The 23420-nt window shown below is 71.8% G+C and carries 17 protein-coding genes, 2 pseudogenes and 1 riboswitch; of the genes and pseudogenes, 7 read left to right on the forward strand and 12 right to left on the reverse strand.

From position 1 onward, the window contains the following. Window positions 1-11: 11 nt before the first annotated feature. Window positions 12-2519: a DNA helicase PcrA gene (pcrA, locus tag ACFV1J_RS32745; RefSeq protein ID WP_385864232.1), complete on the reverse strand. Its 2508-nt coding sequence runs from the start codon at window positions 2517-2519 to the stop codon at window positions 12-14. Between the two features lie 335 nt (window positions 2520-2854). Then, window positions 2855-3024: riboswitch (cyclic di-AMP (ydaO/yuaA leader) on the forward strand. Between the two features lie 7 nt (window positions 3025-3031). Here pcrA and ACFV1J_RS32750 point away from each other — a divergent pair. Continuing rightward, a complete protein-coding gene (locus ACFV1J_RS32750) occupies window positions 3032-4174 on the forward strand; it encodes an NlpC/P60 family protein (RefSeq protein WP_385864234.1) in 1143 nt (380 codons plus the stop codon). 168 nt (window positions 4175-4342) lie between these two features. Here the strand turns inward: ACFV1J_RS32750 and ACFV1J_RS32755 are convergent, their stop codons facing one another. Next, the gene (locus ACFV1J_RS32755; RefSeq protein ID WP_385864236.1) at window positions 4343-4696 is read right to left on the reverse strand and encodes a hypothetical protein; all 354 of its coding nucleotides are present in this window, start codon (window positions 4694-4696) and stop codon (window positions 4343-4345) included. A 321-nt stretch (window positions 4697-5017) separates the two neighbouring features. Here ACFV1J_RS32755 and ACFV1J_RS32760 point away from each other — a divergent pair, with 321 nt between their 5' ends. Continuing rightward, the gene (locus tag ACFV1J_RS32760) at window positions 5018-6166 is read left to right on the forward strand and encodes an NlpC/P60 family protein (protein WP_385864238.1); all 1149 of its coding nucleotides are present in this window, start codon (window positions 5018-5020) and stop codon (window positions 6164-6166) included. A 260-nt stretch (window positions 6167-6426) separates the two neighbouring features. Here the strand turns inward: ACFV1J_RS32760 and ACFV1J_RS32765 are convergent, their stop codons facing one another. The 5 genes and pseudogenes from ACFV1J_RS32765 to ACFV1J_RS32785 form a co-directional block, all read right to left on the reverse strand. Further along, window positions 6427-7551: an alpha/beta hydrolase gene (locus ACFV1J_RS32765; RefSeq protein ID WP_385864240.1), complete on the reverse strand. Its 1125-nt coding sequence runs from the start codon at window positions 7549-7551 to the stop codon at window positions 6427-6429. A gap of 227 nt (window positions 7552-7778) precedes the next feature. Next, window positions 7779-8492 (reverse strand): LuxR C-terminal-related transcriptional regulator, encoded by a 714-nt coding sequence (locus tag ACFV1J_RS32770; RefSeq protein ID WP_385864241.1) that lies wholly within the window; start codon window positions 8490-8492, stop codon window positions 7779-7781. A 58-nt stretch (window positions 8493-8550) separates the two neighbouring features. Next, the gene (locus tag ACFV1J_RS32775; protein ID WP_385864243.1) at window positions 8551-9849 is read right to left on the reverse strand and encodes a PspC domain-containing protein; all 1299 of its coding nucleotides are present in this window, start codon (window positions 9847-9849) and stop codon (window positions 8551-8553) included. A gap of 1380 nt (window positions 9850-11229) precedes the next feature. Then, window positions 11230-11502, reverse strand: a pseudogene (locus tag ACFV1J_RS32780) (IS5/IS1182 family transposase); the annotation flags it as partial. Window positions 11503-11634: 132 nt separating this feature from the next. Beyond that, window positions 11635-13236, reverse strand: coding sequence for a serine/threonine-protein kinase (locus ACFV1J_RS32785; protein WP_385864284.1), 1602 nt, complete (start codon window positions 13234-13236; stop codon window positions 11635-11637). A gap of 330 nt (window positions 13237-13566) precedes the next feature. On the opposite strand from ACFV1J_RS32785, the gene ACFV1J_RS32790 reads away from it, so the two are divergent. Beyond that, window positions 13567-15111: a PspC domain-containing protein gene (locus ACFV1J_RS32790; protein WP_385864244.1), complete on the forward strand. Its 1545-nt coding sequence runs from the start codon at window positions 13567-13569 to the stop codon at window positions 15109-15111. Further along, window positions 15108-15341, forward strand: coding sequence for a hypothetical protein (locus ACFV1J_RS32795; RefSeq protein ID WP_385864246.1), 234 nt, complete (start codon window positions 15108-15110; stop codon window positions 15339-15341). The genes ACFV1J_RS32790 and ACFV1J_RS32795 overlap by 4 nt, the downstream gene beginning before the upstream one ends. Before the next feature lie 123 nt (window positions 15342-15464). On the opposite strand, the gene ACFV1J_RS32800 is transcribed toward ACFV1J_RS32795, so the two are convergent. Further along, on the reverse strand, window positions 15465-16010 hold the full coding sequence (locus ACFV1J_RS32800) for a TQO small subunit DoxD (RefSeq protein WP_385864248.1): 546 nt from the start codon (window positions 16008-16010) through the stop codon (window positions 15465-15467). 715 nt (window positions 16011-16725) lie between these two features. Next, the gene (locus ACFV1J_RS32805; RefSeq protein ID WP_385864250.1) at window positions 16726-18003 is read right to left on the reverse strand and encodes a hypothetical protein; all 1278 of its coding nucleotides are present in this window, start codon (window positions 18001-18003) and stop codon (window positions 16726-16728) included. Window positions 18004-18982: 979 nt separating this feature from the next. Between ACFV1J_RS32805 and ACFV1J_RS32810 the strand changes: the two genes are divergently transcribed. Further along, window positions 18983-19144, forward strand: coding sequence for a hypothetical protein (locus ACFV1J_RS32810; RefSeq protein ID WP_201807153.1), 162 nt, complete (start codon window positions 18983-18985; stop codon window positions 19142-19144). A gap of 8 nt (window positions 19145-19152) precedes the next feature. Further along, complete coding sequence (locus tag ACFV1J_RS32815; RefSeq protein WP_385864253.1) at window positions 19153-19911, forward strand: hypothetical protein; 759 nt, start codon at window positions 19153-19155, stop codon at window positions 19909-19911. Window positions 19912-20081: 170 nt separating this feature from the next. Here ACFV1J_RS32815 and ACFV1J_RS32820 read toward each other — a convergent pair. Further along, window positions 20082-20903, reverse strand: a pseudogene (locus ACFV1J_RS32820) (class II aldolase/adducin family protein); the annotation flags it as partial. A 266-nt stretch (window positions 20904-21169) separates the two neighbouring features. On the opposite strand from ACFV1J_RS32820, the gene ACFV1J_RS32825 reads away from it, so the two are divergent. Beyond that, on the forward strand, window positions 21170-21670 hold the full coding sequence (locus ACFV1J_RS32825) for an SRPBCC family protein (RefSeq protein WP_385864257.1): 501 nt from the start codon (window positions 21170-21172) through the stop codon (window positions 21668-21670). Between the two features lie 33 nt (window positions 21671-21703). Here the strand turns inward: ACFV1J_RS32825 and ACFV1J_RS32830 are convergent, their stop codons facing one another. Further along, a complete protein-coding gene (locus tag ACFV1J_RS32830) occupies window positions 21704-22597 on the reverse strand; it encodes a 2-hydroxy-3-oxopropionate reductase (RefSeq protein WP_385864259.1) in 894 nt (297 codons plus the stop codon). 96 nt (window positions 22598-22693) lie between these two features. Continuing rightward, window positions 22694-23305 carry a Uma2 family endonuclease gene (locus ACFV1J_RS32835; protein WP_385864261.1) on the reverse strand — a complete coding sequence of 204 codons (612 nt, stop codon included), beginning with the start codon at window positions 23303-23305 and terminating at the stop codon, window positions 22694-22696. Window positions 23306-23420 lie beyond the last annotated feature (115 nt).

The following is a 23420-nucleotide window of genomic DNA, read 5'->3' on the forward strand; positions in this document are numbered from 1 at the left end:
CCGGAACTCCGTCAGAGCTTCTCCACCGGCGCGTACCGCAGCAGCAGCCGCTTGGGCTTCTCGCCGCCGAAGTCGATGGTCGCCTCGGCGTTGTCCCCGCTGCCCTTGACGGCGACGACCGTGCCCAGCCCGAAGCTGTCGTGGGTGACGCGGTCGCCGACGGCCAGCGAGACCACCTGGCGGTCCTTGGTCCGGCGGGTGGCGAACCCGCTCGGTCCGTTGCCGCGGGACGAGGACAGCGAGGAGCCGATGCCCCCGCCGAAGCCGCCACCGCCACCGCTGCCGCCACGGGACGACAGTCCGCCCATCGACGCGGACGGCGTCGCCGGCCCGGTGCGCTTCCACTCGACGTAGTCGTCCGGGATCTCCTCCAGGAACCGCGACGGCGGGTTGTACGAGGGCTGGCCCCAGGCGCTGCGCATCGTCGAGCGGGTGACGTACAGCCGCTCGCGGGCGCGGGTGATGCCGACGTACGCCAGCCGGCGCTCCTCCTCCAGCTCCTTGGCCTGGCCCAGCGCGCGCATGTGCGGGAAGACGCCGTCCTCCATGCCGGTCAGGAAGACGACGGGGAATTCCAGGCCCTTGGCGGTGTGCAGCGTCATGAGGGTGACCACGCCGCTGCCCTCCTCGTCCTCGTCGGGGATCTGGTCGGAGTCGGCGACCAGCGCGACCTGTTCGAGGAAGTCGGAGAGCGTGCCGCCGGGGACGGCGGTCCCTGATGTCTCCGCCCCGACGCCACGGTCCTGCTCGAATTCCAGGGCGACCGCGGCGAGTTCCTGGAGGTTCTCGATCCGGGTCTCGTCCTGCGGGTCGGTGGACGCCTGGAGTTCGGCGAGGTAGCCGGTGCGCTCCAGGACGGCCTCCAGGATCGTGGCGGGCCCGGCGCCGGACTCCACGATCGTCCGCAGCTCCTCCATCAGGACGTTGAAGCGCTTGACGGCGTTGGCGGAGCGGGCCGCCATGCCGTAGGCCTCGTCGACCCGGCGCAGGGCCTGCGGGAAGGTGATCTTCTCGCGGAGCGACAGGGCGTCGATCATCGCCTCGGCGCGCTCGCCGATGCCGCGCTTGGGGACGTTCAGGATGCGGCGCAGCGGGACGCTGTCCTCGGGGTTGGCGAGCACGCGCAGGTACGCGAGGACGTCGCGGACCTCCTTGCGCTCGTAGAAGCGCACTCCGCCGACGACCTTGTAGGGCAGCCCGACCCGGATGAGGATCTCCTCGAAGACACGGGACTGGGCGTTGGTGCGGTAGAAGATGGCGACGTCGCCGGCCTTGGCGTCGCCGGCGTCGGTGAGCCGGTCGATCTCGTCGGCGACGAACTGCGCCTCGTCGTGCTCGGTGTCCGCGACATAGCCGTTGATCTTGGCGCCGGCGCCGGCGTCGGTCCAGAGGTTCTTGGGGCGGCGGTTCTCGTTGCGCTCGATGACGGCGTTGGCGGCGGACAGGATCGTCTGCGAGGAGCGGTAGTTCTGCTCCAGCAGGATCGTGGTGGCGTCCGGGTAGTCCTCCTCGAACTGGAGGATGTTGCGGATCGTGGCGCCGCGGAAGGCGTAGATCGACTGGTCGGCGTCACCGACGACGCACAGCTCGGCGGCGGGGATCTCGGCGGTGCCGGTGCCGACCAGCTCGCGGACGAGGGTGTACTGGGCGTGGTTGGTGTCCTGGTACTCGTCCACGAGCACGTGCCGGAAGCGGCGGCGGTAGTGCTCGGCGACGTCCGGGAAGGCCTGGAGGAGGTTGACCGTGGTCATGATGATGTCGTCGAAGTCCAGGGCGTTGGCCTCGCGCAGCCGTGCCTGGTACATCGCGTACGCCTCGGCCAGCGTCTTCTCGAACCCGTCGGCCGCCGTCCCGGCGAAGGTCTCCTCGTCGATGAGCTCGTTCTTGAGGTTGGAGATCTTCGCGCTGAAGGACTTGGGCGGGAAGCGCTTGGGGTCGAGGTCCAGATCGCGGCAGACCAGGGACATCAGGCGCTTGGAGTCGGCGGCGTCGTAGATCGAGAAGGAGGACGTGAAGCCCAGCTTCTTGGACTCGCGGCGCAGGATCCGCACGCAGGCGCTGTGGAAGGTGGACACCCACATGGCGTTGGCGCGCGGGCCGACCAGCTGCTCGACGCGCTCCTTCATCTCGCCGGCGGCCTTGTTGGTGAAGGTGATCGCGAGGATCTGGCCGGGGTGGACATGCCGCTCGGCGAGCAGATGCGCGATGCGGTGGGTGAGCACCCGGGTCTTGCCGGAGCCGGCGCCGGCGACGATCAGCAGCGGGCCGCCGGTGTGCACCACGGCGGCCTTCTGCTGGTCGTTGAGCCCCTCGAGCAGCGCGGCGGGGTCGATGGCCGGGCGGGCGGCGCCGTCGCGGTAGTACGCGTCCCTGGGCGCGGGCGCGTCGAACCGCCCGCCGAACAGGTCGGCGGGGATCTCCTCGGGGACCGGCTCGTGCTCGTCCTCGGGAGGCGGCGGGGGCCCCTCGTCCTTGTGGGCGAGGTCCGCCAGGAAGCTGTCGTCAAAGAGGCTGCTCATCGCCCACCGAGTCTAGGCCGCCGCACCGACAGCGCGCCGCGGACTGTGGACAAGTGACCGGGACGGCCGGAGAACGCGCGGTATCCACCGGCGGTCGTGGCCATCGGACGCCCGGCCGAATGCGGCTTATGCGCACCGCCGGAAACGGAACGGCCGCCTCCCGAAGCGGAACGGCATCACTCAGGTCACAAAAAGGTTTCGGGCATATCGAACATCAGCCTTCACAGGAGCCACACGAGTTGGCTAACGTCCTCGCTCAGGCAGCCCGCCTCCCCGCGGACGACAGCGTTCGCACGGGCCGCCCGCGCCGAGTCCGGCCCTGCCCGCGATGTGTCCCTCCGGTCACGCACGGGTCACCCGGAGCCGGGGACCCACCAGCACCACCGGGGTGAATCGATCCGTCCGACCGCCGCAAGCGGACGTACGGACCGTAGGGCACGGCCTTCCGTCAGCGACACCGCCCGAACCCGACAGCTAACCCGGTAGGCGGTCCACGGAAGGAGTTGCCGGCCTTGGCGTCCCATCGCAAGCCGCGCACCAGCGTTCTCACCTCGCCCGGGAGCCGCCGTACGGCGGCCGGGCTCACCACCGCCGCGCTCGCCTCGGTCACCCTGCTCTCGCAGACCGCGGACGCCGCCCCCAGAGCCCCCAAGCCCAGCATCGAAGAGGTCAAGCAGAAGGTCGACGGCCTCTACCGGCAGGCCGAGGTGGCCACCCAGAAGTACAACGCGGCCAAGGAGCGCGCCGATCACCAGCGCGAGACCGTGGACGGGCTGCTCAACGCCGCGGCCAAGCGGGCCGAGAAGATGAACGAGACCCGGCGGGAGCTCGGTACGTTCGCCTCGGCCCAGTACCGCACCGGCGGCATGAACCCGACCGCGCAGCTGATGCTCGCCAAGAACCCGCAGCAGTTCTTCGACCGCAGCCACCTGATGGAGCGGCTGACCGGGCGGCAGCAGCAGGCCGTCGCCGACTACCAGCAGCAGGCCGCGGCGGCCGCCCGCCAGCGGGCCGAGGCCAGCCGCAGCCTGGACCACCTGCAGAGCTCGCAGGCCGCCCTGAAGGAGTCCAAGCGCTCCGTCCAGCAGAAGCTGGCCGAGGCCCGGCAGCTGCTGTCCCGGCTGACCGCCCAGGAGAAGGCGCGGCTGGCCGAACTGGAGCGCCGGAAGGAGGCGGCGGCCAAGCGCCGGGCCGAGGAGGAGGCGCGCAAGCAGCAGGAGCGCGAGCGGCAGCGCCAGCAGGACGGCGGCTCGACCGGCGGCCAGACCGGCGGGGACACCGGCGGCTCCACCGGGGGCTCGCAGTCCACCAAGGCCCAGCAGGCCCTGGCCTTCGCCCGCGCCCAGATCGGCAAGCCGTACGTCTGGGGCGCCACCGGGCCCTCGTCCTACGACTGCTCGGGGCTGACCCAGGCGGCGTGGAAGGCGGCCGGGGTCGACCTGCCGCGCACCACCTGGGACCAGGTCAAGGTCGGCCAGCGGGTGGCGACCAAGGACCTGCAACCCGGTGACCTGGTCTTCTTCTTCGACGACATCAGCCACGTCGGCATGTACATAGGCGGCGGCAAGATGATCCACGCCCCGCACCCGGGCGCCAACGTCCGGGAGGAGTCGATCTACTACATGCCGATCTACGGGAGCGTCCGCCCGGGCTGACGCCCGGCCCCGCTCCTCCCAGGTCCACCCCCCACGGTCACCCCCCACACGCCACCGCGCGGCCCTCGCCTCCGGATCCCGGAGTGCGACGACCGCGCGGTGTGCGGTTTGTGGGGCGCCGTTGCGGGTCCCGGGCCGTACGAGCCCGGGGTCCGGCGGCCGGCGTGGTCAGGTCCAGAGGACCGCGATGAAGATGTTGGCCACCGTGAGGCCGCCGACCGCGCCGAACAGCGCCTTGTCGACCTGCTCCTCGTCCCGCTTGACGTAGACCAGCGCCAGGATCACCACCAGGACGGCCATCTTGATGCCGATCTTGATGTTGTTGACCGGGTGGCCCTGCGCCTGGTTCAGGCCGACCAGCACGATGCCGGTGACCAGCATCGTCAGCGCGCCGTGCAGCATGGCCGGAACGAACCGGGCGGTGCCCGCACCCATCGCCTTCATCTGCGTCAGGAACCCGCCCAGCAGTGAGGCGATGCCGATGATGTGCAGGCCGACGAAGATATTGATGACTACGTCCATGGGGCGGGATCGTATCCGCCGCATAGCACGCCCTTTCCGGCAGGGTGTCCCCATTCGTCGCTTCGGTCAGCGCGGAGCGGCCGCGGCGAACGGGCGATGACGCTCCGGTCACCCGCGTTCCGGCAGCGGTCGAAACCGAACAATGCCGCGCAAGCCAGCCCACCTCCATGACGCCCGGGCTTAGCGTCCTCCTCCAGGCGGCCGACTCCCGCCGCGCCGGACTCCGCACCGGCGTCCCGTCGGCCGCCCCGCCGGGAGATACGGCGGCGGCCCGCTCCGTCCCACGGGCCGCCGCCGGGCCCCCGGCCCGAAGGGAAGGAAGTGACGGCCACCGTGGCCTCGCACCGCAAGCCCAGGCGACATCCGCTCGCCGCGCTCACCGGCGGCTCGCGCAGCGCGCGCACCGCCCGTACGGCCGCCACCCTGGCCCTCGCCGGCGCCGCCACCGCCACCACCTTCGACGGCACCGGCCAGGCGGCGGACCGGCCCACCCCCGCCCAGGTCCAGGCCCGGGTCGACGAGCTGTACCAGGAGGCAGAGGTGGCCACACAGAAGTACGACGGCGCGAAGGAAACCGCCGCGACCGCACGCGAGGAGCTGAGCAGGCTGCAGGACGAGGCCGCCCGCAGGGCCGGGGAACTGAACGCCGCACGGGCCGGGCTGGGCGCCCTGGCCGCCTCCCAGTACCGCTCCGGCGGCGTGGACCCGACCGTACGGCTGCTGCTGTCCGCCGATCCGCAGCGCTATCTGGACGGCGCCGCGGTCCTGCAGCGGACGGGCAGCCACCAGGCGACCGCGGTGGCCGGCTACGCGCGCCGGCTCGGCAGTGTGCGGCAGGTCCGGCAGCGGGCCGAGGAGACCGCGGAACGGCTCACCCGGAACGAGGCCGCGCTGAAGAAGCACCGGGTCACCGTCGTGCGGAAACTGGACGCCGCCGAGCAGCTGCTGGACCGGCTGACGGCGGAACAGCGGGGCCGGATGGCCGGACCGGACGGTTCCCGGGCCGGGACGGCCGGCGGCCGGGCGGACCGTGCGGGCGGCGGGCGCGACGGCGGTCTGCTCGGCGGGATCCCCACCGGGTCGGCGGCCGCGGCCGGCGCCTCGGCGCAAGCGGCGCCCAACGCGCGGGCCGCCCGGGCGGTTTCGTTCGCCTACGCCGCGCTCGGCAAGCCGTACGTCTGGGGCGCGACCGGACCCTCCGCGTACGACTGCTCGGGACTGACCCAGGCCGCGTGGCGGGCGGGCGGGGTCTCCCTGCCGCGCACGACCTACACCCAGATCAACGCCGGCCCGCGCATCGACCGTGCCCAACTGGCGCCCGGGGACCTGGTGTTCTTCTACACGGCCGTCAGCCATGTGGGGCTCTACATCGGGGACGGCAAGATGATCCACGCGCCGCACCCGGGCGCGCCGGTGCGGATCGCGCCGATCGACCAGATGCCTTTCGCGGGGGCCGCGCGGCCGGCGTAGGGGCGACGGGGCCGGGGCCGGCGTGGGCGTCCGCCGGGGGCCGGCGTGCCGCGTGTGGGTCCGCGTTGTGGGTCCACGTGTGGGTCCGCGTGCGCGTCCGCGGTGTGGGCCCGCGTGTGGGTCCGGGCGGCCGGTCTGCTGCAGCCGGATGGTCGGCTGCAGCCGGTGTCGGCTCAGGCCCGCAGTCCGCCGGCTCAGGTCACGCGGTCCGCCGGCGCGGGCCCCGCAGTCCGCCGATTCGGGCCCCGCAGCCCACCGGCTCAGGCGCGCAGCTGGGTGCCCAGCCAGCGGAAGATCTCCGGCACCTGGTTGCGCCACACCAAGGTGGTGTGGCCGCCGGCGTTGGCCGCTATCCGGTGCACGGTGACCGTCGTCGGACGCTTGGCGAGCTGCTGGAGGCCGATGCCCGCCTGGAAGCCGTCGCCGGCCGCGCCCGACACGTACAGGGCGGTCCGCGGCGGACGGCCGGCCGCGTTGGCGGCCTTCAGGATGTGCAGCGGGTTCGACCGGACCCGCAGCTGGGGGTCCTTGCCGGCGAGCGAATCGGGCTCCAGCGCCGGGTCGTTGTAGCCCGACATGGCGACCGCGGCGCGGTAGCGGTCCGGGTGGGCCAGGGCCAGCTTGGCCGCGCAGTGGGCGCCGGCCGAGTAGCCGGCCAGGGCCCAGGAGTGCGGCCGGTCGCCGGCCCGGAAGTTGTCGACGATCATCTGGCGCACGTCGACGGTCAGCCAGCTGTCCGCGTTGACCTTGCCGGTGACGTTGACGCAGCCGGTGTCGGCCCCGGTCAGGAGGGTGGTGCGCGGCGCCACCAGGATGGTGGGCTTGATCTCGCCGCGCTGCATCATCGGGCCGAGCTGCTCGGCGACGTGCAGCGCGCCGAACCATGCCTTCGCCGACCCGGGGTAGCCGGGCAGTAGCTCGACGACGGGGAACTTCTTGTTCCGGAAAGCCGGGTCGTTGTACTGCGGCGGCAGCCAGACGTACACCTCGCCGACCACGCCCGAGATGCGGCCCTTGAGGTTGGTCATCTGGACGCCGGGGCCCACCTTCGGGTCGTCGGCCGGCCGGAACTGCTGGATCTGCTTGGGCTGGTTCTTGATCTGCCGGCCGCCCATGCCGTCCGGTCCGAGGTCCTTCGCGGCCGCGACATGACTGTCGGTGCCGAGCAGGTCGCCCCAGGTGTCGTAGAGGTTGTTCGCGTTGTTGACCAGCACGAACACCACGGTGATGGCGGTGATCTGGGCGAACAGCAGCATCAGCAGCCGGGCGAGACCGCGCAGCAGCGGTGGTCCGGCTATCCGGCTCCAGATGGCCAGCGGCAGCACGACGGCGATGATCAGCAGCGCGATCGAGGTGAGGAAGAAGGGCGTGCCCGTCAGGCTCATCGGGAACTCGCTTCCAGGACGCATACGCGAAGGACGTGGGGTGGGATGGTTCGGGCCCCGCCTTCGGCAGTGAGCCTCTCCGCGCCCTTAGATGGCGATCCGTGTGGTCCTGGTTGCCCGTCTTTGATCCTTCTTTACGCCCTCCTTTGCGCCCTCCTTTGTGCCCTCTGTTGCCCGTGTGACGTCGGTATCGCTGCTACTGCGCCGCCCGCGCCCCGTCCCGCCCGTCAGACCAGGCGGCGGGCCGCGGCCCAGCGGGTCAGCTCGTGGCGGTTGGACAGCTGGAGCTTGCGCAGCACCGCCGAGACATGCGACTCGACCGTCTTCACCGAGATGAACAGCTGCTTGGCGACCTCCTTGTACGCATAGCCGCGGGCGATCATCCGCAGCACCTCGCGCTCGCGCTGGGTGAGGCGGTCCATGTCCTCGTCGATCGGCGGGGCGTCCGTCGAGGCGAACGCGTCCAGGACGAAGCCGGCCAGCCGCGGGGAGAAGACCGCATCGCCGTCGGCCACCCGGAAGATCGCCTTGACCAGGTCCGTGCCGGTGATCGTCTTGGTGACGTAGCCGCGGGCGCCGCCGCGGATGACGCCGATGACGTCCTCGGCCGCGTCGGAGACGGAGAGGGCGAGGAAGCGCACCGGGCGCTCGGGGTCGGCCATCATCGTGGCGCTGCGGCGCAGCACCTCGGCGCCGCCGCCCCCGGGGAGGTGGACGTCCAGGAGGACGACCTCGGGGCGGGTGGCGGTGATGACCGTGATCGCCTGGTCGACGTCGGCGGCCTCGCCGACCACCTCGACGCGGGTCCGCTCGGTCTGGCCGATCTCGGCCTGGACGCCCGTACGGAACATCCGGTGGTCGTCGACCAGCACCACCCGTACGGTGCGGTCGCCGTCCTCCGCGCCGCCGTTGTCGTCCTGCTGTGCGCCCTCGCTGCTCATGTCTTCCGTCCGTCCTTCGGTGTCTGCCCGGCCATCATCCCGTGTCCCGCCGGCCCGTTCATATGTCGCTCTCCTGCGCCGTGCGCTCCATCTCCAGCTCGACGACCGTGCCGCCTTCGGGGGCGGAGCGCAGCCGGGCGGTGCCGCCGTGGCGCTCCATCCGGCCGATGATCGACTCGCGGACGCCCATCCGGTCGGCGGGGACGGCGTCCAGGTCGAATCCCGGGCCCCGGTCGCGCACCGAGACGAAGACCGATGAGCCCTCCACCTCGGCGAACACCTGGACCGCGCCGCCCTCGCCGCCGTACTTGGCGGCGTTGACCATCGCCTCGCGCGCGGCCTGCATCTGGGCGCCCAGTGCCTCGTCGAGCGGGCAGTCACCGACGACCACGACCTCGATGGGGACGCCGTGGTGGTCCTCCACCTCGGCGGCGGCCTTGCGCACCGCCTCCGCGAGCGTGGCCGGCTCCTCGTCCTCCTCCTTGCCGCGGCCCTCGGGCTTGTAGAGCCAGGCGCGCAGTTCGCGTTCCTGGGCCCGGGCCAGCCGCGCCACCTCGCGGGGGTCGTCGGCGTTGCGCTGGATCAGGGTGAGGGTGTGCAGCACGGAGTCGTGGACGTGGGCGGCGACCTCGGCGCGCTCCTGGGCGCGGATCCGCATCAGCCGCTCCTCGGAGAGGTCCTGGGCCATCCGCACCAGATACGGGCCGGCCAGCAGGGCTATGCCGACGAGGACGGCGAGCGCGGCCTGCAGCACCGAGCCGAGGTGCTGCACCGAGCCCTGCAGCACCACGATGCCGGTCACGCCGACGCAGACCAGCAACACCCCGGCCGCACCGCGCAGCACCGGCAGCAGCCCCTTGCGGCGGCCGAGCTCCAGCCACTGGGCACGCCGGGAGTTGTCCGCCTGACGCCACACCAGGGCGACACCGGCACCGATCAGCAGCACCGGCCAGAGATAGCCGTCGGCCTGGCCGAGCTGGAAGCGGGAGGCGACGACGCCGGCGCCGGCCAACAGGGCGATCAGCGCGAAGACCTGCCCCCGGTCGGGCCGGCGGGCCAGCAGCCGCCGTCTGCCGTCGCCGGGGGCGGGCTGCCGGCGCTCCACGCCGCCGACGCCCAGCGGGACGAAGAACCAGAACGCGGCGTACAGCAGGGCGCCCATCCCGTCGGCCATGAAGAGGGCCACGAAGACGATCCGCACCCAGGAGACCGGCAGGCCGAGGTGCCCGGCGAGTCCGCGCGCGACGCCGCCGAGCAGCCGCCCGTCGGCGCTGCGGTAGAGCTTGCGCACGGGCGGCTCGTCGGGGTCCGGCGCCGTGGCGTAGGTCGTCTCGGCGCGGGGTGGTGCGGTGGTCATGTCCCCGATCGTCACACGCGCCGGGCGGCCGGGACATCAGGGTCGACCCTGACAGGACCCGGATACCGCCCCTAGTGCCGTGACCGGGAACGTTCACCGGGGCGGGGTTGTGGCGGACGGTGTCGCGGACTGGTTGCCCGACCGCTTCGAAATCGCTGGACCCAAGTCGATCACGACAATGGAGATGGAGGGCGCCAACGTCCCGCAGCGCCCCGGGGGTGCATCGTGAGGGGTGGTACCGGTACCTGGAACGGACCGTGCAAGCCTAACCGGCCCTGGATCTGGGGCACATGGGCGAGTGCATAAATTGCGCCGAATTCGGTGTTGATACCGCCGCCCCCGATGCAGCCCAGGACTGGTGCCTGAAGCACGCGGACGCAACCGGCCACACCGGAGCGGCGCCGGGCTTTCCAAGCGGTGATGACCGGCCGGATCAGCTCCCAGGCTTGGTCCGACAAGTCACCCGGGTACGGAGGGTGTTCACCCACGACCACCAGCACACCGCAGCGACGGCGAACCGCAAGCCTCAGAACCGAAACAACCTGGCATCAAGCACTACGAGAACCGCACAAGGCTCACAGAACGCCCTCCGGGAGCACGCTGGTATGATCAATCACCGTTGATTGTCCACGCGTTGGCATGTCGGCGAGGCGCGAGAGTTCTGGCTGGAATGCACGGAACCCATATCGCCGATGCGGCATGTTCTGACGAGTTCTCTCGGATTCTAGTGCCAATACAGCCAACGCTGCCGAGTGCGCGCATGACCGGCGCGAACTCGACGAGGAAACCGCGCCAGCGGAAATCAACTGGGAAGCTCCATGCATGACGAGAGGGGAAGTTCCATGCATGAAAAGATTCGCACGAAACACCGAGGCGGAGCGCTGCGTCGTACAGCTGCCGCCGCATCTCTGACCCTGATCGTGACGGCTCTGCCGGTGGCCCTCGCGACGCCTGCCTCGGCGTCTGCGGGAGATTGCACGAGTTACCTGCGCGACAAAGGCTACAAGGTCGGCCCGGTAGCGAGGCGCGCATGTGCCGTCGGGTCGAGCCCCGGGGGCCCGGAGGGCGACAGCGCATGTCGGGCGGAGCTGTGGGACCTCGGAGTCAAGCCAGACCACGCAGACACGGCCTGCGACCTGGCGTAAGAAGTGCTGATCGGCGTCATAACTGACGTGGCGCCACAGCACGCCGGCCTCGGCCAGGAGTGCACCGAAGAGCAGACGGCCGTTGAACTCGCCGGAGCACGATGCTCCGGCCCGAGCATGACGACAATGCTGAGAAGACTCATCAACGGTCGTCCTCGAACAGCAGGCTCCCGGGAGCAAGTCCCGGGAGCCTGCTGCGCATACCGCCTCTGCGCGGGCTCCTTTTTAGGCGGCGATCGTCGCCATCGTCGGCCGCTGCCAGGATCGCGGTCAGGATACGTTCCGACGTGCCGTCGCAGGCACACCTGATCAGCCGTTTGTGAGCGGTCTGGAACCATCAAGCTCGTCCGGAAATTCCTGCAAAGGCGAGTAGGTGCGGTACTTCCACACGGTGACTTCAAGGATGTGGCAGTGATTGGCACACCGCCGACCGCAGACCGGGATCGGCTGACATAAGCGGCTCGTTCCGGTCCCACGTCGCACCAGTGATCACTAACCGGACGGACATACCCGATCAACTGGCCAGCCCATCAAAGAGACAGCTTCAGCCAGGGCACCGGATGCCGCAGCGACCGCCACAAACCAACTGCCACACACGGATCGCCATAAACAACCGGGCCTTCCCTACCGGTGGCTGACACTACTTGTGACTGAAGCCATCGCACACCACATTGAATACCGGCTTGTACTGCGTCCACAGGGCATCGGGCGCGGACAAATAAATAGCGTACTCGCGTTCGCCCTCGCGCCCGAATCCCAGGTCCGTGGCACGGTACATGCGGACCGACCCCTGAAACAGGTATTCCCAGATGGCCGCCGGCTGACCCCGGTATGTGGTGTCCTGCAACCGCAGCCGCGAGTAGCTGTGGCCTTCCCTGGCCTGCTGCGCTTTCACCTGCTGCTCGACCTGCGCAAAGTGCCGGACCGGGTCCGCACTTGCAAAGCTCAGCACGCTGATCTTCAGGTTGACCTTCCGGGTGGGGTCGATGTAGTCGACCTCGTCGAGCTGCGGCTTGTAGAGACGTGTCCACCCGTCGGGAATTGGAAAGGAAACGCCCAAATCCTTTTCTGTGACCCGGCGATATCCGTCCGGAGTGGGTGGCAGTTTGGTCGGGCTTGGCTTCGACTTCGGCTTCGGCTTTGTGGCAGGCGGCGCGGCCTGCGCGCCTCCCGCTCCCTGATTCGTCGACGGACCCAAATATCCGGCCGTGTACAGCACGCCGCCCGCGATGGCCGTGGCGGCAAGGACGCCCACGACACCCCATACGACGGCTAGGCGGCGGCCCCCGGAAACGGGCCGGGGAACGGCCTCGGTGCGGGATTCGGGTAGGGGTTCCGCCCCTTGGCCCATTGTGGACTCGGTGGGCCGCGGCGCCTGTCGGGTGGAGAGACCCGTCCCGTCGCCTGCGGTCGGCTCCCCACCGCCCGCCCCGCCACCGGGGTACAGCGGCGCACCGCGCCGCAGCACCGCCGTCTGCGCATCCGCTTCTGCCGCCCGCAGCGCCTGCTCGACGACCTCGGTGGTCGGCCGGTCCTGCGGTTCCTTGGCGAGCAGCGCCTCGATGAGCGGGGTGAGCGGCCCGGCGTTGCGCGGCGGGTCGAGCGGGTCCATGGCGATCGCGTAGGCCGTCTCGACCGCGGTGTTCTTACGGAACGGGGGCCGTCCCTCGACCGCCTGATAGAGCGTCGCGCCCAGCGCCCACAGGTCGGAGGCGGGGCCCGGGGTGCCGCCCTTGACGCGTTCCGGCGCCAAGTAGTCGATGGAGCCGACCAGCTCGCCGGTCTTGGTGAGGGTGGAGGCCCCGGAGGCGACCGCGATGCCGAAGTCGGTGAGCACGACCCGGCCGTCCTCGCCGAGGAGCACGTTGCCGGGCTTGACGTCACGGTGCAGCACACCGGCGGCGTGCGCGGCCCGCAGCGCCGCGATCATGCCGCGGCCGATCCGGGCGGCCTCGCGCGGGGTGACCGAACCACCGGTCCGTGCGGCCTCCTTGATGGCGTCGCCGAGCGTCGTGGAGGGGACGTACTCCATGACGATGCAGGGCAGCCCGGCGTCGTCCACGACGTCGTGGACGCCCACGACGTTGGGGTGGTTGATGCGCGCCGCGGCCTGCGCCTCACGCGTGGTGCGTTCATGGCGGGTCGCCAGTTCGTCCGCCTCGAGCTGCGGTGACACGTGCAGGCGCTTGACGGCGACCTGACGCCCGAGGAGTTCGTCCCGGGCCCGCCAGACGGTCCCCATGCCGCCCTGGCCTATCCGCTCAAGCAGGCGATACCGCCCGGCGACCAGTCGCCCTTCGTCCACCGACGCCGCCTCCGTCACCGCACGCCCCTCCGGAAACCCGTACGTATCCGAGGCGCAACGATAGTCTCCGGCGGCGGCGGACGGTCCCCGGCCCACCGCAGGTCGCCTCGTGTGCGCCGGTACGGGCGGAAGCTCGTGGCATATGACCGCCGGCGGGGGATTTCCGCACGGCCCCGAGAGGTGTCGGGGATGCCGGCGGCGGATCTCAGGGTTCTGCCAGGGTTTTCACGGATTCCGCGGCCGCGTTGATCTTGTCACCATGAGTCCATGAACGAAGCAGCCCCCGTCGCGGAGCCGGCGCCGTCCGACCCCGCCGGCCCCACCCCACCGCATCCGCCGCTGCGCCGCAGCCGGCGGCACAAGGTCATCGCCGGGGTGTGCGGCGGGCTGGGCCGGCAGTGGGACCTCGACCCGGTCATCTTCCGGATCGTGCTGGCCGTGCTCTCCGTCGGCGGTGTCGGCCTGATTCTCTACGGCTTCGCCTGGCTGGCGATCCCGCTCGACGGCGAGGAGCAGAACGAGGGCCGCAGGCTGCTTTCGGGCCGTGTCGAGGGTTCGGCGCTGACCGCGCTGCTCTTCGCGCTGGTCGGCTGCGGACTGTTCCTGACCACGCTCGCCAAGGGCAGCATGATGTCCTTCGCCATCATGCTGCTGCTGGCGGTGGGCGGTTCGGCGTACTGGTCGCAGCGGCGCCGCCAAGCAGAGGCCCAGGGCCCGGATTCGATGGACGCCGCCACGGCCCAGGCGGTCGCCGACGCCCCGCCGGAGACCAAGGCGCCGCCGGTGCCCGCCAGTCCCTCCTGGTGGCGCGATCCGCGCTCGCGGGACGCGGCCGCCGGGGGCTATCTGTGGGGCCCCGAGACCACCCCGCTCCCCCTGGACATCACCTACCGCTTCGCCCATGGCGCGGACGCGGCCACCGCTCCCGGTCAGGACGCCTGGGCCGGCGCCGCCCGGCCGCCGGGAGCGCCGGTGCCGGCGGGCGGCGCCCACCCGGCCCACAGCCCGCGCAGGAACCGGCGTCCCGGCCGTCCGATAGGCGGTTTGACCTTCCTGCTCGCCCTGTTCGGCGGCGCCGGCACCGCCCTCGCCGTCGCCCGGCACGCCACCTTCGTACCGTCCGTCCAGGCGGGACTGGCCGCCGCGCTGGTCGTCTTCGGCCTGGGACTGGTCCTCAGCGCCTGGTTCGGACGGACCGGCGGCGGCACGGTCTTCCTCATGGTGCTGACGGCCATGATGCTGGCCGGCGTGACCGTATTGCCGCGCACCTTCACGGCCGACTGGCAGAACCGCAGCTGGGCCCCGACCACCGTCGCCGCCGTGCGGCCGCATTACGCACTCGGCTCCGGCTCCGGCGAGTTGGACCTCGGCGGCCTCTCCCTCAAGGGCGGCCGCACGGTGCACACCAGCGCCGACGTGGGCGCGGGCCGCCTCCAGGTGACCCTGCCGCCGGGTGTCACCACCCACCTGCACATATCGGTCGGTCTGGGGGACATCCGGCTGCCCGGCGAAGCCTCCGAGCACCTGGAGCTGCTGGCGGGCGGTCAGGACAAGACGATCACGCTGCCCGCCGACGGCCTCAAGAAGGGCGAGAAGCCGCACGGGGTGCTCGACCTGGACCTCAGCGTCGGCGCCGGCCAGGTCGACATCCAACGCGCCACCCCGCCCCTGACCCCGCCGCCGCCCGCCGCACCGGCACCCGTCCCGACGGCCACCACGCCCCCGTCGGCCACCGCCGCGCCCCCGGTGCCCGCCACCCCACGACCGGCCACGGCACCGACCGTCCCGACCCGCCAGGGAGCCCTCCAGTGAAGCGCCACCCCTTCGAACCGGCCCGGCTGATCTCCGGCGTCACCGCCCTCACCCTCGGCACGGCCTACGGCCTCGACGCCCTCGGCGTCTGGGAGGCACCCGGCCCCTGGCTGCTCCTGGCCCTCCCCGCCGGCCTCCTCCTCTCCGGCATCACCGCCGCCGTATGGGCCACGATCCGCCGCCACCACGCCGACCGCACCGAGGAGGCCCCGACGACACAGCGCGCTTAGCCCCGGGTGAGCGGTCGCGGGCCTCGCACCATGAGGGCGCGGAGGAGACCACGGCCCGCGGAACGCCACGAGCCGACCTGGGCCGATCCGGAAGACGCGGCCTGGCCGAACAAAGGACACGGCCTAGCCGAACAGCTGCGCCCCCTGGCGTTTGCGGCGGTTGGCGAGGGCCGCGTCGAGGGAGAAGCGAGGCGTACCGGCCAGCACGAGCGGCAGCCAGGCGATCAGATAGGCGAGGTCGTTGCCGTAGTAGTACGGCGTGGTCGCCCAGCTCACGGTGAGCCATAGCGACAGCGAGATCAGCGCGCCGCCCAACGCCGCGAGCCGGCCCAGCAGTCCGACCAGCGTCCCCAGGCCGACGGCCAGCTCACCCGCGGCGATGGCGTAGCCGAAGCCCACCGGGCTCTGCTGCGCCAGGTCGACGAGTTGCGGCAGCGCCGCCACGTCGTGGACCTGACGCAGCATCTCCCCGAGCGAACCGGACCCGCCGGCCGCCAGGAAGGCCCGGTCGGTCAGCTTGTCGATCCCCGCGTAGAGGAAGGTGGCGCCCAGGAAGAGGCGCAGCGGGAGCAGCGCGTGGCGGGCCAGCTGCCCGCGCAGCCCGGTACCAGGGCCGTCGATGCCCGAGCCCGCCAAGTCGGCACCGATCGTGCGATTCGCGTGAACCATGACGTCCGCCTCTCCGTTGCCACCGGGAGCGACGATTGTGCCCGCGCCCGCGCCTCAGGGGGAGATACGTACGCACCTGCGCCAGAGGTTCAACGGACCGCTGCACTTCCGGCCACTGCCGCACACAGAATCGACACCCGGAAGACCGGAACGGGCGGGAGACCGGAACGGGCGGAGGACCGGAACTGACGGAGGACCGCAGCCCCGTCCGGCCCGCCAGGGCGGGCCGCCCCGTCCGCCCCACCCGGCCCGCCGGGCCCGCCACCCCGCGTGCAGGGCGCGCCGCCCCGCACGCCGCCCGGTCCGCTACCCAGCACGCCAGGGCGGGCCGCCCCACACCCCACCCGGCCCACCGGGCCTGCCACCTCGCACACCAGGGCGCGCCGCCCCGTCCGCCACCCGGCCCACCGGGCCTGCCACCCCGCACGCCAGGGCGCGCCGCCCCGCCCGCCACCCGGCCCATCGAGGCGCACCACCCGGCCCGCCGCCCGCACGCCACCCTGGAGGCCCGCGCTCGGTCCTCCACGTCTACCGCTCGTCCTCGACGTCGACCGCTCAGGCCACCACGCCGATCGCCAAGCCACCACACCGTTCGCTCAGTCCCTACGCCGACCGCTAAGCCCCACACCGATCGCTCAGCCCCCACGCCGATCGGGAAGCCCCCACGCCAATCGCCAAGCCCCACGCCGATTGCTCGGTCCAGCACCTCGATCGATCAGTCCACCACGTCGATCGGGAAGCCGGCCGTCTCGACGCCCGCCGCCGTGATCACCCGGACCTCCACCCGGCCCGGTTCGACGTCGACCGGGACCGGGACCGTGAGCACGCCGTCCGTGGGATTGGCGAAGCCGCCGGCCACCGGGACCAGTGGTACCGGGACGTGGACCGCGCCGATCCGTACGACGGTGCGGGCCAGCCGGTCGGGCGTGGTGGCCCCCGGGGGGACGAAACCGGCGCCGCGGATCTCGATGTCGTCGCCGGTGCGGACCGGCGCCGCGAGGTCACCCAGTTCACGCGCGCGAACCACCGAGAGGATCACCGGACGGCCGCCGGTCACCAGCTTCCCGGCGAGGTACGCCGTTCCGGAGACGCCCGCCAGGGCCACCAACCCCCACGACAGACGCGGCAGTTGGCCGGGCTGGCCGGCCAACCGGACCAGGGCGAACGCCAGCACCGCGGCGTTGACCAGGACGTACTGCACGTCCAGGAAGCTGCCGCGCCCGGCATCGTCGGTCAGCAGATCGGCGCCCCGCGGCCGTTCCGCGGGCACCTTCTGCAGCCATCCGGTCCGCACCCGCACGGCCACCAGCCCGTAGGCCAGCACCGCCACCCCGCAGGCGAGGCCGAGCAGCGCCAGCGCCGTGCCGGAGTGGGCGAGCGCCAGGCCGCGGAGCAGGCGGTGCCGCGCATCGGGGCCGGTCGCGGTCGCCAGCCGGACCGCCGTGATCAGTACGGCGTACAGCACGGCCGCCGCCCAGGCCGCGGCGACCGTCCGCGAGGTGGACAGCCGGCCGTCCTCCCCGATCAGCGGCGCCAGCGCCCCGCCGTGCGACCGGTGCAGCCAGGCCGCCGCGGTCAGGGCCAGCGCCAACAGGACGGCCGCCAGCAACGCCGCCGTACGGAACGCCGTCCAGCCGGCGCCGATCGCGGTCAGCGCCTCACCGACCAGTAGGGCCACCACCGCTCCCCAGACCACCAGCAGGGTGCGCCACCGCACGGCGGTCAGCCAGGCGACACCCTCGGCAGTACCGCGCCTGGCCAACTCCCGGGCGGACAACGTCAGTTCGTCGGAGACCCACTGGCGGGCGGCGCCGGCCGAGTGCGCGAGCCCGGACGGTACGCCGCGCCCGGCGGCGAAGTCCTCGCGCAGCGCGACGAACGCGGCGACCGCCTCCCGGTGTCCCGCCCGGGCGCCGTGCGGACACCGTCCACACCGGCACTCGTCACCGTCGGCGCGCTCCGCGCCGCCCTCCGGCTCGCCCGTTCCGGCCATCCTGCCTGCCGTATCAACCGACACGTCCGTTACCGCCCCGCCACCGCTGCCGTCAACTCTTCCTCTGTAAACGGGAATTGTGCTCACACCGTCGCGGTGGACAGCAAACGTCCAGCTGGTGGCGGGTGGTACCGGCATCGGCACGTTGACGCGCGAGGACGAGGTGGCCCCAGGGTGATGTTGACGTGCCACGGTGATGTCGGCGCGCCACGATGAGGTAGCCCTCCACGCGCCTCCCCACCCCGCACCACCTCCCCCGCCCGCGGTCCCTACACCCCCTCGGCGGCCGAAACGCGCAATCCTGGCGCTTCCCCTATTCGGGCGAACCGGGGCACGGTGACGGCTGAGCCGTGCGCCCGCTGCGCAAGCTCTCGCCGTGTGCCAGATACACCAATCGTCACCCACGTACCGACACCACGGACCACGACACGGACCGGACCACCCCACGGTCAGGCGGGCGGGCTGCCTGGCCGCCGCGGCCACCGTCCTGCTGACGGGGGTCGTGGCGCTGTTCGCCGCCGCGGCACCGGTGAGCGCCGGCGAACCGGCCGCGGCCGGTGGGCGGGTGACCGTCCAGAGCCGGCACCAGAGCCGGCACCAGAGCCGGTACGAGGGCCGGTACGAGGGCGGGTTCGGCCGCCCGGCCGCCGGGGACAACTGCGCCTACGCCGGGACCGCGCCGCCCGTGGACGTACCGACCGGGTTCCCCATGCCGCACGGCTGGCACTTCCCCTGCACGAAGGCCACGCGCTCGCCCGCTCCGTCCCGTCCACCCGCGCCCCGCCCGCGCACCCCCAGGCCCGCGCCACCGCCGCCCGCCCCCCGACCGACGCCATCCCCCACACCCCCAACACCCCCGACACCACATCCACCACCACCGCCACCGCCCCCTCCCTCGTCACCGGCTCCCCGCACCCACCCCCCGGACCCGCCGCCCACCCCACGGCCGGAACCCCGCCGCCCCGCCTCGCCCGCGCCCGTGCTGCCCCGCAACTACGCCCGCACGTACCACAAGGCGCACGCCGGGCGCTCGATGGTGACCACGACCCTGCTGATCACCGCCCCGGCCGTGCTGGCCGGCGCCGCCCTCCGTCCCCGTTCGAGCTCCTCGTCCGGTTCCGCCGGGCGCCGTTCCTCGTAGGAGGTCCCATGTCGCAATGGCTGGTACTGGGCATCGCCATGGCCGCGGTCTGCGGCGTCGTCCTGATCATCACGGTCCTCAAGGAACGCCGGCTCACCGACGACCACGACCCGACCGAAACACCCGATGTGATCGAGTATCTGACGATGATGGTGGGGGTGGTCTACGCGATCGTGCTGGGCCTGGCCATCGCCGGCGTCTGGGAGGCCCGGAGCGCGGCCGAGGACACCGTACGGACCGAGGCGCAGGCGCTGCACGAGGTCAGCGCGCGGGCCCGGGCCTATCCCGCACCCGTACAGGACCGGATCCGCTCGGACGTGGACGCCTACGTCTCCTACGTCGTCCACAAGGAGTGGTCGACCATGTCCGACCAGGGCCAACTGACCCAGCGGGGCACGGAACTGCTGTCGAAGGTCCGTGCCGACGTGACCGACTACCACCCGCGCAACGACTTCGAAGGGCAGTCCTACCAGCCGCTGGTCGACCAGGTCGCGGTGGCCGACGGGGCCCGCAACGCCCGGGCGGACGCGGCGGATTCGACGCTTCCGGGGGTGGTGTGGTTCGGGCTGATCATCGGCGGGGCGATCTCCGTGGGCATCATGTTCACCCTGCAGATCCGGCGGTCCGGCCGGGAGATGCTGATGGCCGGCCTCTTCAGCGCGCTGATCGCCTTCCTGCTGTTCCTGGTCTGGGACTTCGACTCGCCGTTCAGCCGCGGGATCTCCGCGAGCGCGGACCCGTTCAGGGACCTCTTCCCGCACCTTTGACCGCGCCCCCGTGTCGTATGGCCTGAGCGGCCCGGTGTCCCCCGGGGAAATCGCCCCCGGGGGACACCGGCCCGCGTCAGGCCCACGACCGGCCCACGACTGGCCCACATCCGACCCACGACAGGCCCACGTCCGGCCCCTGTCAGATCTGCGTCGTCAGACCTGCGTCGTCAGGCTTCCAGAGGGTTCTGGGTTCTCCCCTGGTCGAAGAGATCCGGCTCGCTCCGGGTGATCTGCTGGTACAGCGGCTGGTAGTTGATCCACGCGACCAGGTCGTTGCCCAGCTGCTCACGGGTGTGGACGGCGTTGTGGTGGTCGATCAGGACCGGCTTGCCGGCGGCCTTCGCGGCGAGCTGGACCTGGCAGGAGCGTTCCATCGTGAGGAACCACCACGCCGCCGCGTCCACCGAGTCGCCGACCGTCAGCAGCCCGTGGTTGCGCAGGATCACCGCCTTGTGCGGGCCGAGGGCGGCCGCGATCCGGCGGCCCTCCTCCTCGTCCACGACGACGCCGGTGTAGTCGTCGAAGAGCGCATGGTCCTCGTAGAACGCGCAGACGTCCTGGGTGATCGGCTCCAGCAGCTCGCCGAGCGCGGACAGCGCCCGCCCGTAGGTGGAGTGGCTGTGGGCGGCCGCGATGACGTCCGGGCGGGCCTGGTGGACCTGTGAATGGATCGCGAACGCCGCCTGGTTGACGTGGTAGCGGCCCTGGACGACCTTGCCCTCGGCGTTCACCAGGATCAGATCGCCGACGGTGATGTGCTTGAAGGACATCCCGAAGGGGTTGACCCAGAAGCAGTCGGGGAACTCCGGGTCGCGGACGGTGATGTGCCCGGCGACGCCCTCCTCGAAGCCGAAGCGCCCGAAGAGGCGCAGCGCCGCGGCCAGCCGCTCCTTGCGGTGGCGCCGCTCGTCCTCGACGGTTTCGTGCGTCGGCGGCATGGCGAACTGCAGCTGGTCGGTGGGTATCGGCGTCGGTTCGGGCATCGCCGTTCTCCTTCTGGCATGTACCTGGCTCGTGCGGCTCGCTGCGGAAGCTACCCTCCGCTACCCCAGGTAACCAGCCCCGCGACGTGCCCGAATGGCGCCGACCGTCATGATGGGCCCACGGAACTCGAGCAACCGGACGCACGACGCGCACGGACATGAAGCACCGTACGCACGGGCATGAAGCGCCGAACGCACGACGCGTACGGACCTGAGGCACCGGACGGATGTCGGCGACGGCCGCCGGAGGGCGGCGGTGCAGGGGGTGGACGATGACGGCCCGCAGGACCCTATCGGTCAGCAAGGACATCGACGCGGCACCGGAACGGCTCTTCGCCGTGCTCCGGGACCCGGCCCGGCACGCCGCGCTGGACGGCTCCGGGATGCTGCGCGGCCGCCCCGAGGGGCCGTCGCCGCTCGGCCCGGGCGACCGCTTCAGCATGGGGATGGCGCAGGGCCGGATCCCGTACCGGTCGATGAACGTCGTGGTGGAGTACGAGCCGGACCGGCTGATCGCCTGGGAGACCTGGGGCGAGCTGCGCGGCCGTCGGCTCGTCGGCGGCCAGCGCTGGCGCTACGCCTTGACGCCCCTGGACGGTGCGGCGGACGGCCCCGCCGCCACCCGGGTCACGCACACCTACGACTGGTCGCGCGCCCGCCTCCCCCGCCTCGTCGTCGAACTCCCCGGCTATCCGCGGCGGATGGGCCCGGCGATGGCCACGACACTGGAACGGCTGGCGGCAGCCGTACGGGAGGAACGGGGCAACGGCTGACGGACGGGCCACTACGCCCCTCCCCTGCCTCCGTTACGCCCCCTGCTCCCGCCCGCACCCGCTCAGCAGCTCGACGCCGCGCAGCAGTGCGGAGTGGTCCAGGGCGCCGTCGCCGCGGGCCACCGCGGAGGCGATGAGCTGGGCGGCGACGGCACCGACCGGCAGCGTGGCGCCGACGGTGCGGGCCGCGTCGGTGACGATGCCCATGTCCTTGTGGTGGAGTTCCAGCTTGAAGCCGGGGGTGAAGTCGCGGGCGAGCAGGCCGTCCTTCTTGCGGGCCAGGACGGTGGAGCCGGCCAGCCCGCCGCCCAGGACCTCCAGCGCGGCCGCCGGGTCGACACCGGACTTCTCCAGGAAGACCACGGCCTCGGCCAGGGCCTGCAGGTTGACCGCGACGATCAGCTGGTTGGCGGCCTTGACCGTCTGGCCGGCGCCGTGCGGTCCACAGTGGACGACGGTCGCGCCGACCGCGTCGAAGACCGGCCGGGCGGCGTCGAAGTCGGCCCGTTCACCGCCGACCATGATCGACAGCACGCCCTCGACGGCGCCCGCCTCACCGCCCGAGACGGGGGCGTCCAGCACCCGGATGCCCTTGCCGGCGGCGACCTTCGCCAGGTCGACGGAGGTCTGCGGGGTGATCGAGGAGTGATCGATGAAGAGGGTGCCCGGACGGGCGTTCTCCAGGATGCCGTCAGGCCCGTACGCGACGGCTTCGACCTGCGGGGACGCCGGGACCATGGTGAGGACGACATCCGCGTCCCGGACCGCCTCGGCGATCGACCCGGCCTCCTTGCCACCCGCCGCGACCAGCGCGTCCGCCCGGCCGGGGCTACGGTTCCAGCCGGTGACGGTATGCCCGGCCTTGGCGAGGTTCACGGCCATGGGGCTGCCCATGATGCCGAGGCCGATGAAGCCGATGGTGGTCATTGCCTGTGTCCCACTTACTTCCGCATCGCGGAGCAGTTCTCCCGTAATACGAAATCCATCCTCCGTCGCGGGGCGCACGGCGTCAAGAGCGGCCGGTCAGCGGCGCTTGTTGATGGCTGTGAGATCGATGTCGATCGGGAAGGGCACCGGAACCTTGATGCGGTCGTGGTAGATGCCGGTGGGCGTGTACGCACCGGTCGCCGGGTCCAGCTCGTAGACGTAGACGACCGGGAGGCCGTTGCTCTTCTCGACCCGCCAGAAGTGGGGGACGCCGGCGGCCGCGTACTTGCGGGGTTTGACGTCCCGGTCGCGGGCCTCGGAGTCGGGCGAGACGACTTCCACGGCAAGGACGACATCTTCCGGGCGGTACCACGTCTGGTCTGCGTCGTCCGTGATGCCCTCCTGGCGGAACACCACGATGTCGGGCTCCGGCTGGTTCTTGCCGTCCAACCTCACGGCCATCTCCCGGTCGACATCCAGATGTTCCGGCGCTTGAGCCAGGAGAGCGTTGTCCAACAGGCGCATGGTGCGCGAATGGAACCGGGTCTGCGGACTCACGAAGACGAGACTCCCGTCGATCAGCTCCGTATGCGGAGGAAGGTCCGGAAGCCGGTCGAGGTCGTCCGCGGTCCAGCCGCCCGGGGGCGGGACGGGGTAGTGGTACTGCTCGTCCTGCTCGTCCAGCTCGTCCTCGGGTGCGGCGCTCATGATTGCTCCCATACGACGGAGTCTCGCCTGTGGGGCCAGCGTACCGAGGGGGAACGACAACGCCGCCGCTCAAACGAATGAGCGACGGCGTTGTGTTGACATCGGGAGATCAGAC

Source organism: Streptomyces sp. NPDC059649 (assembly GCF_042734445.1).
Taxonomy (GTDB): Bacteria; Actinomycetota; Actinomycetes; order Streptomycetales; family Streptomycetaceae; genus Streptomyces.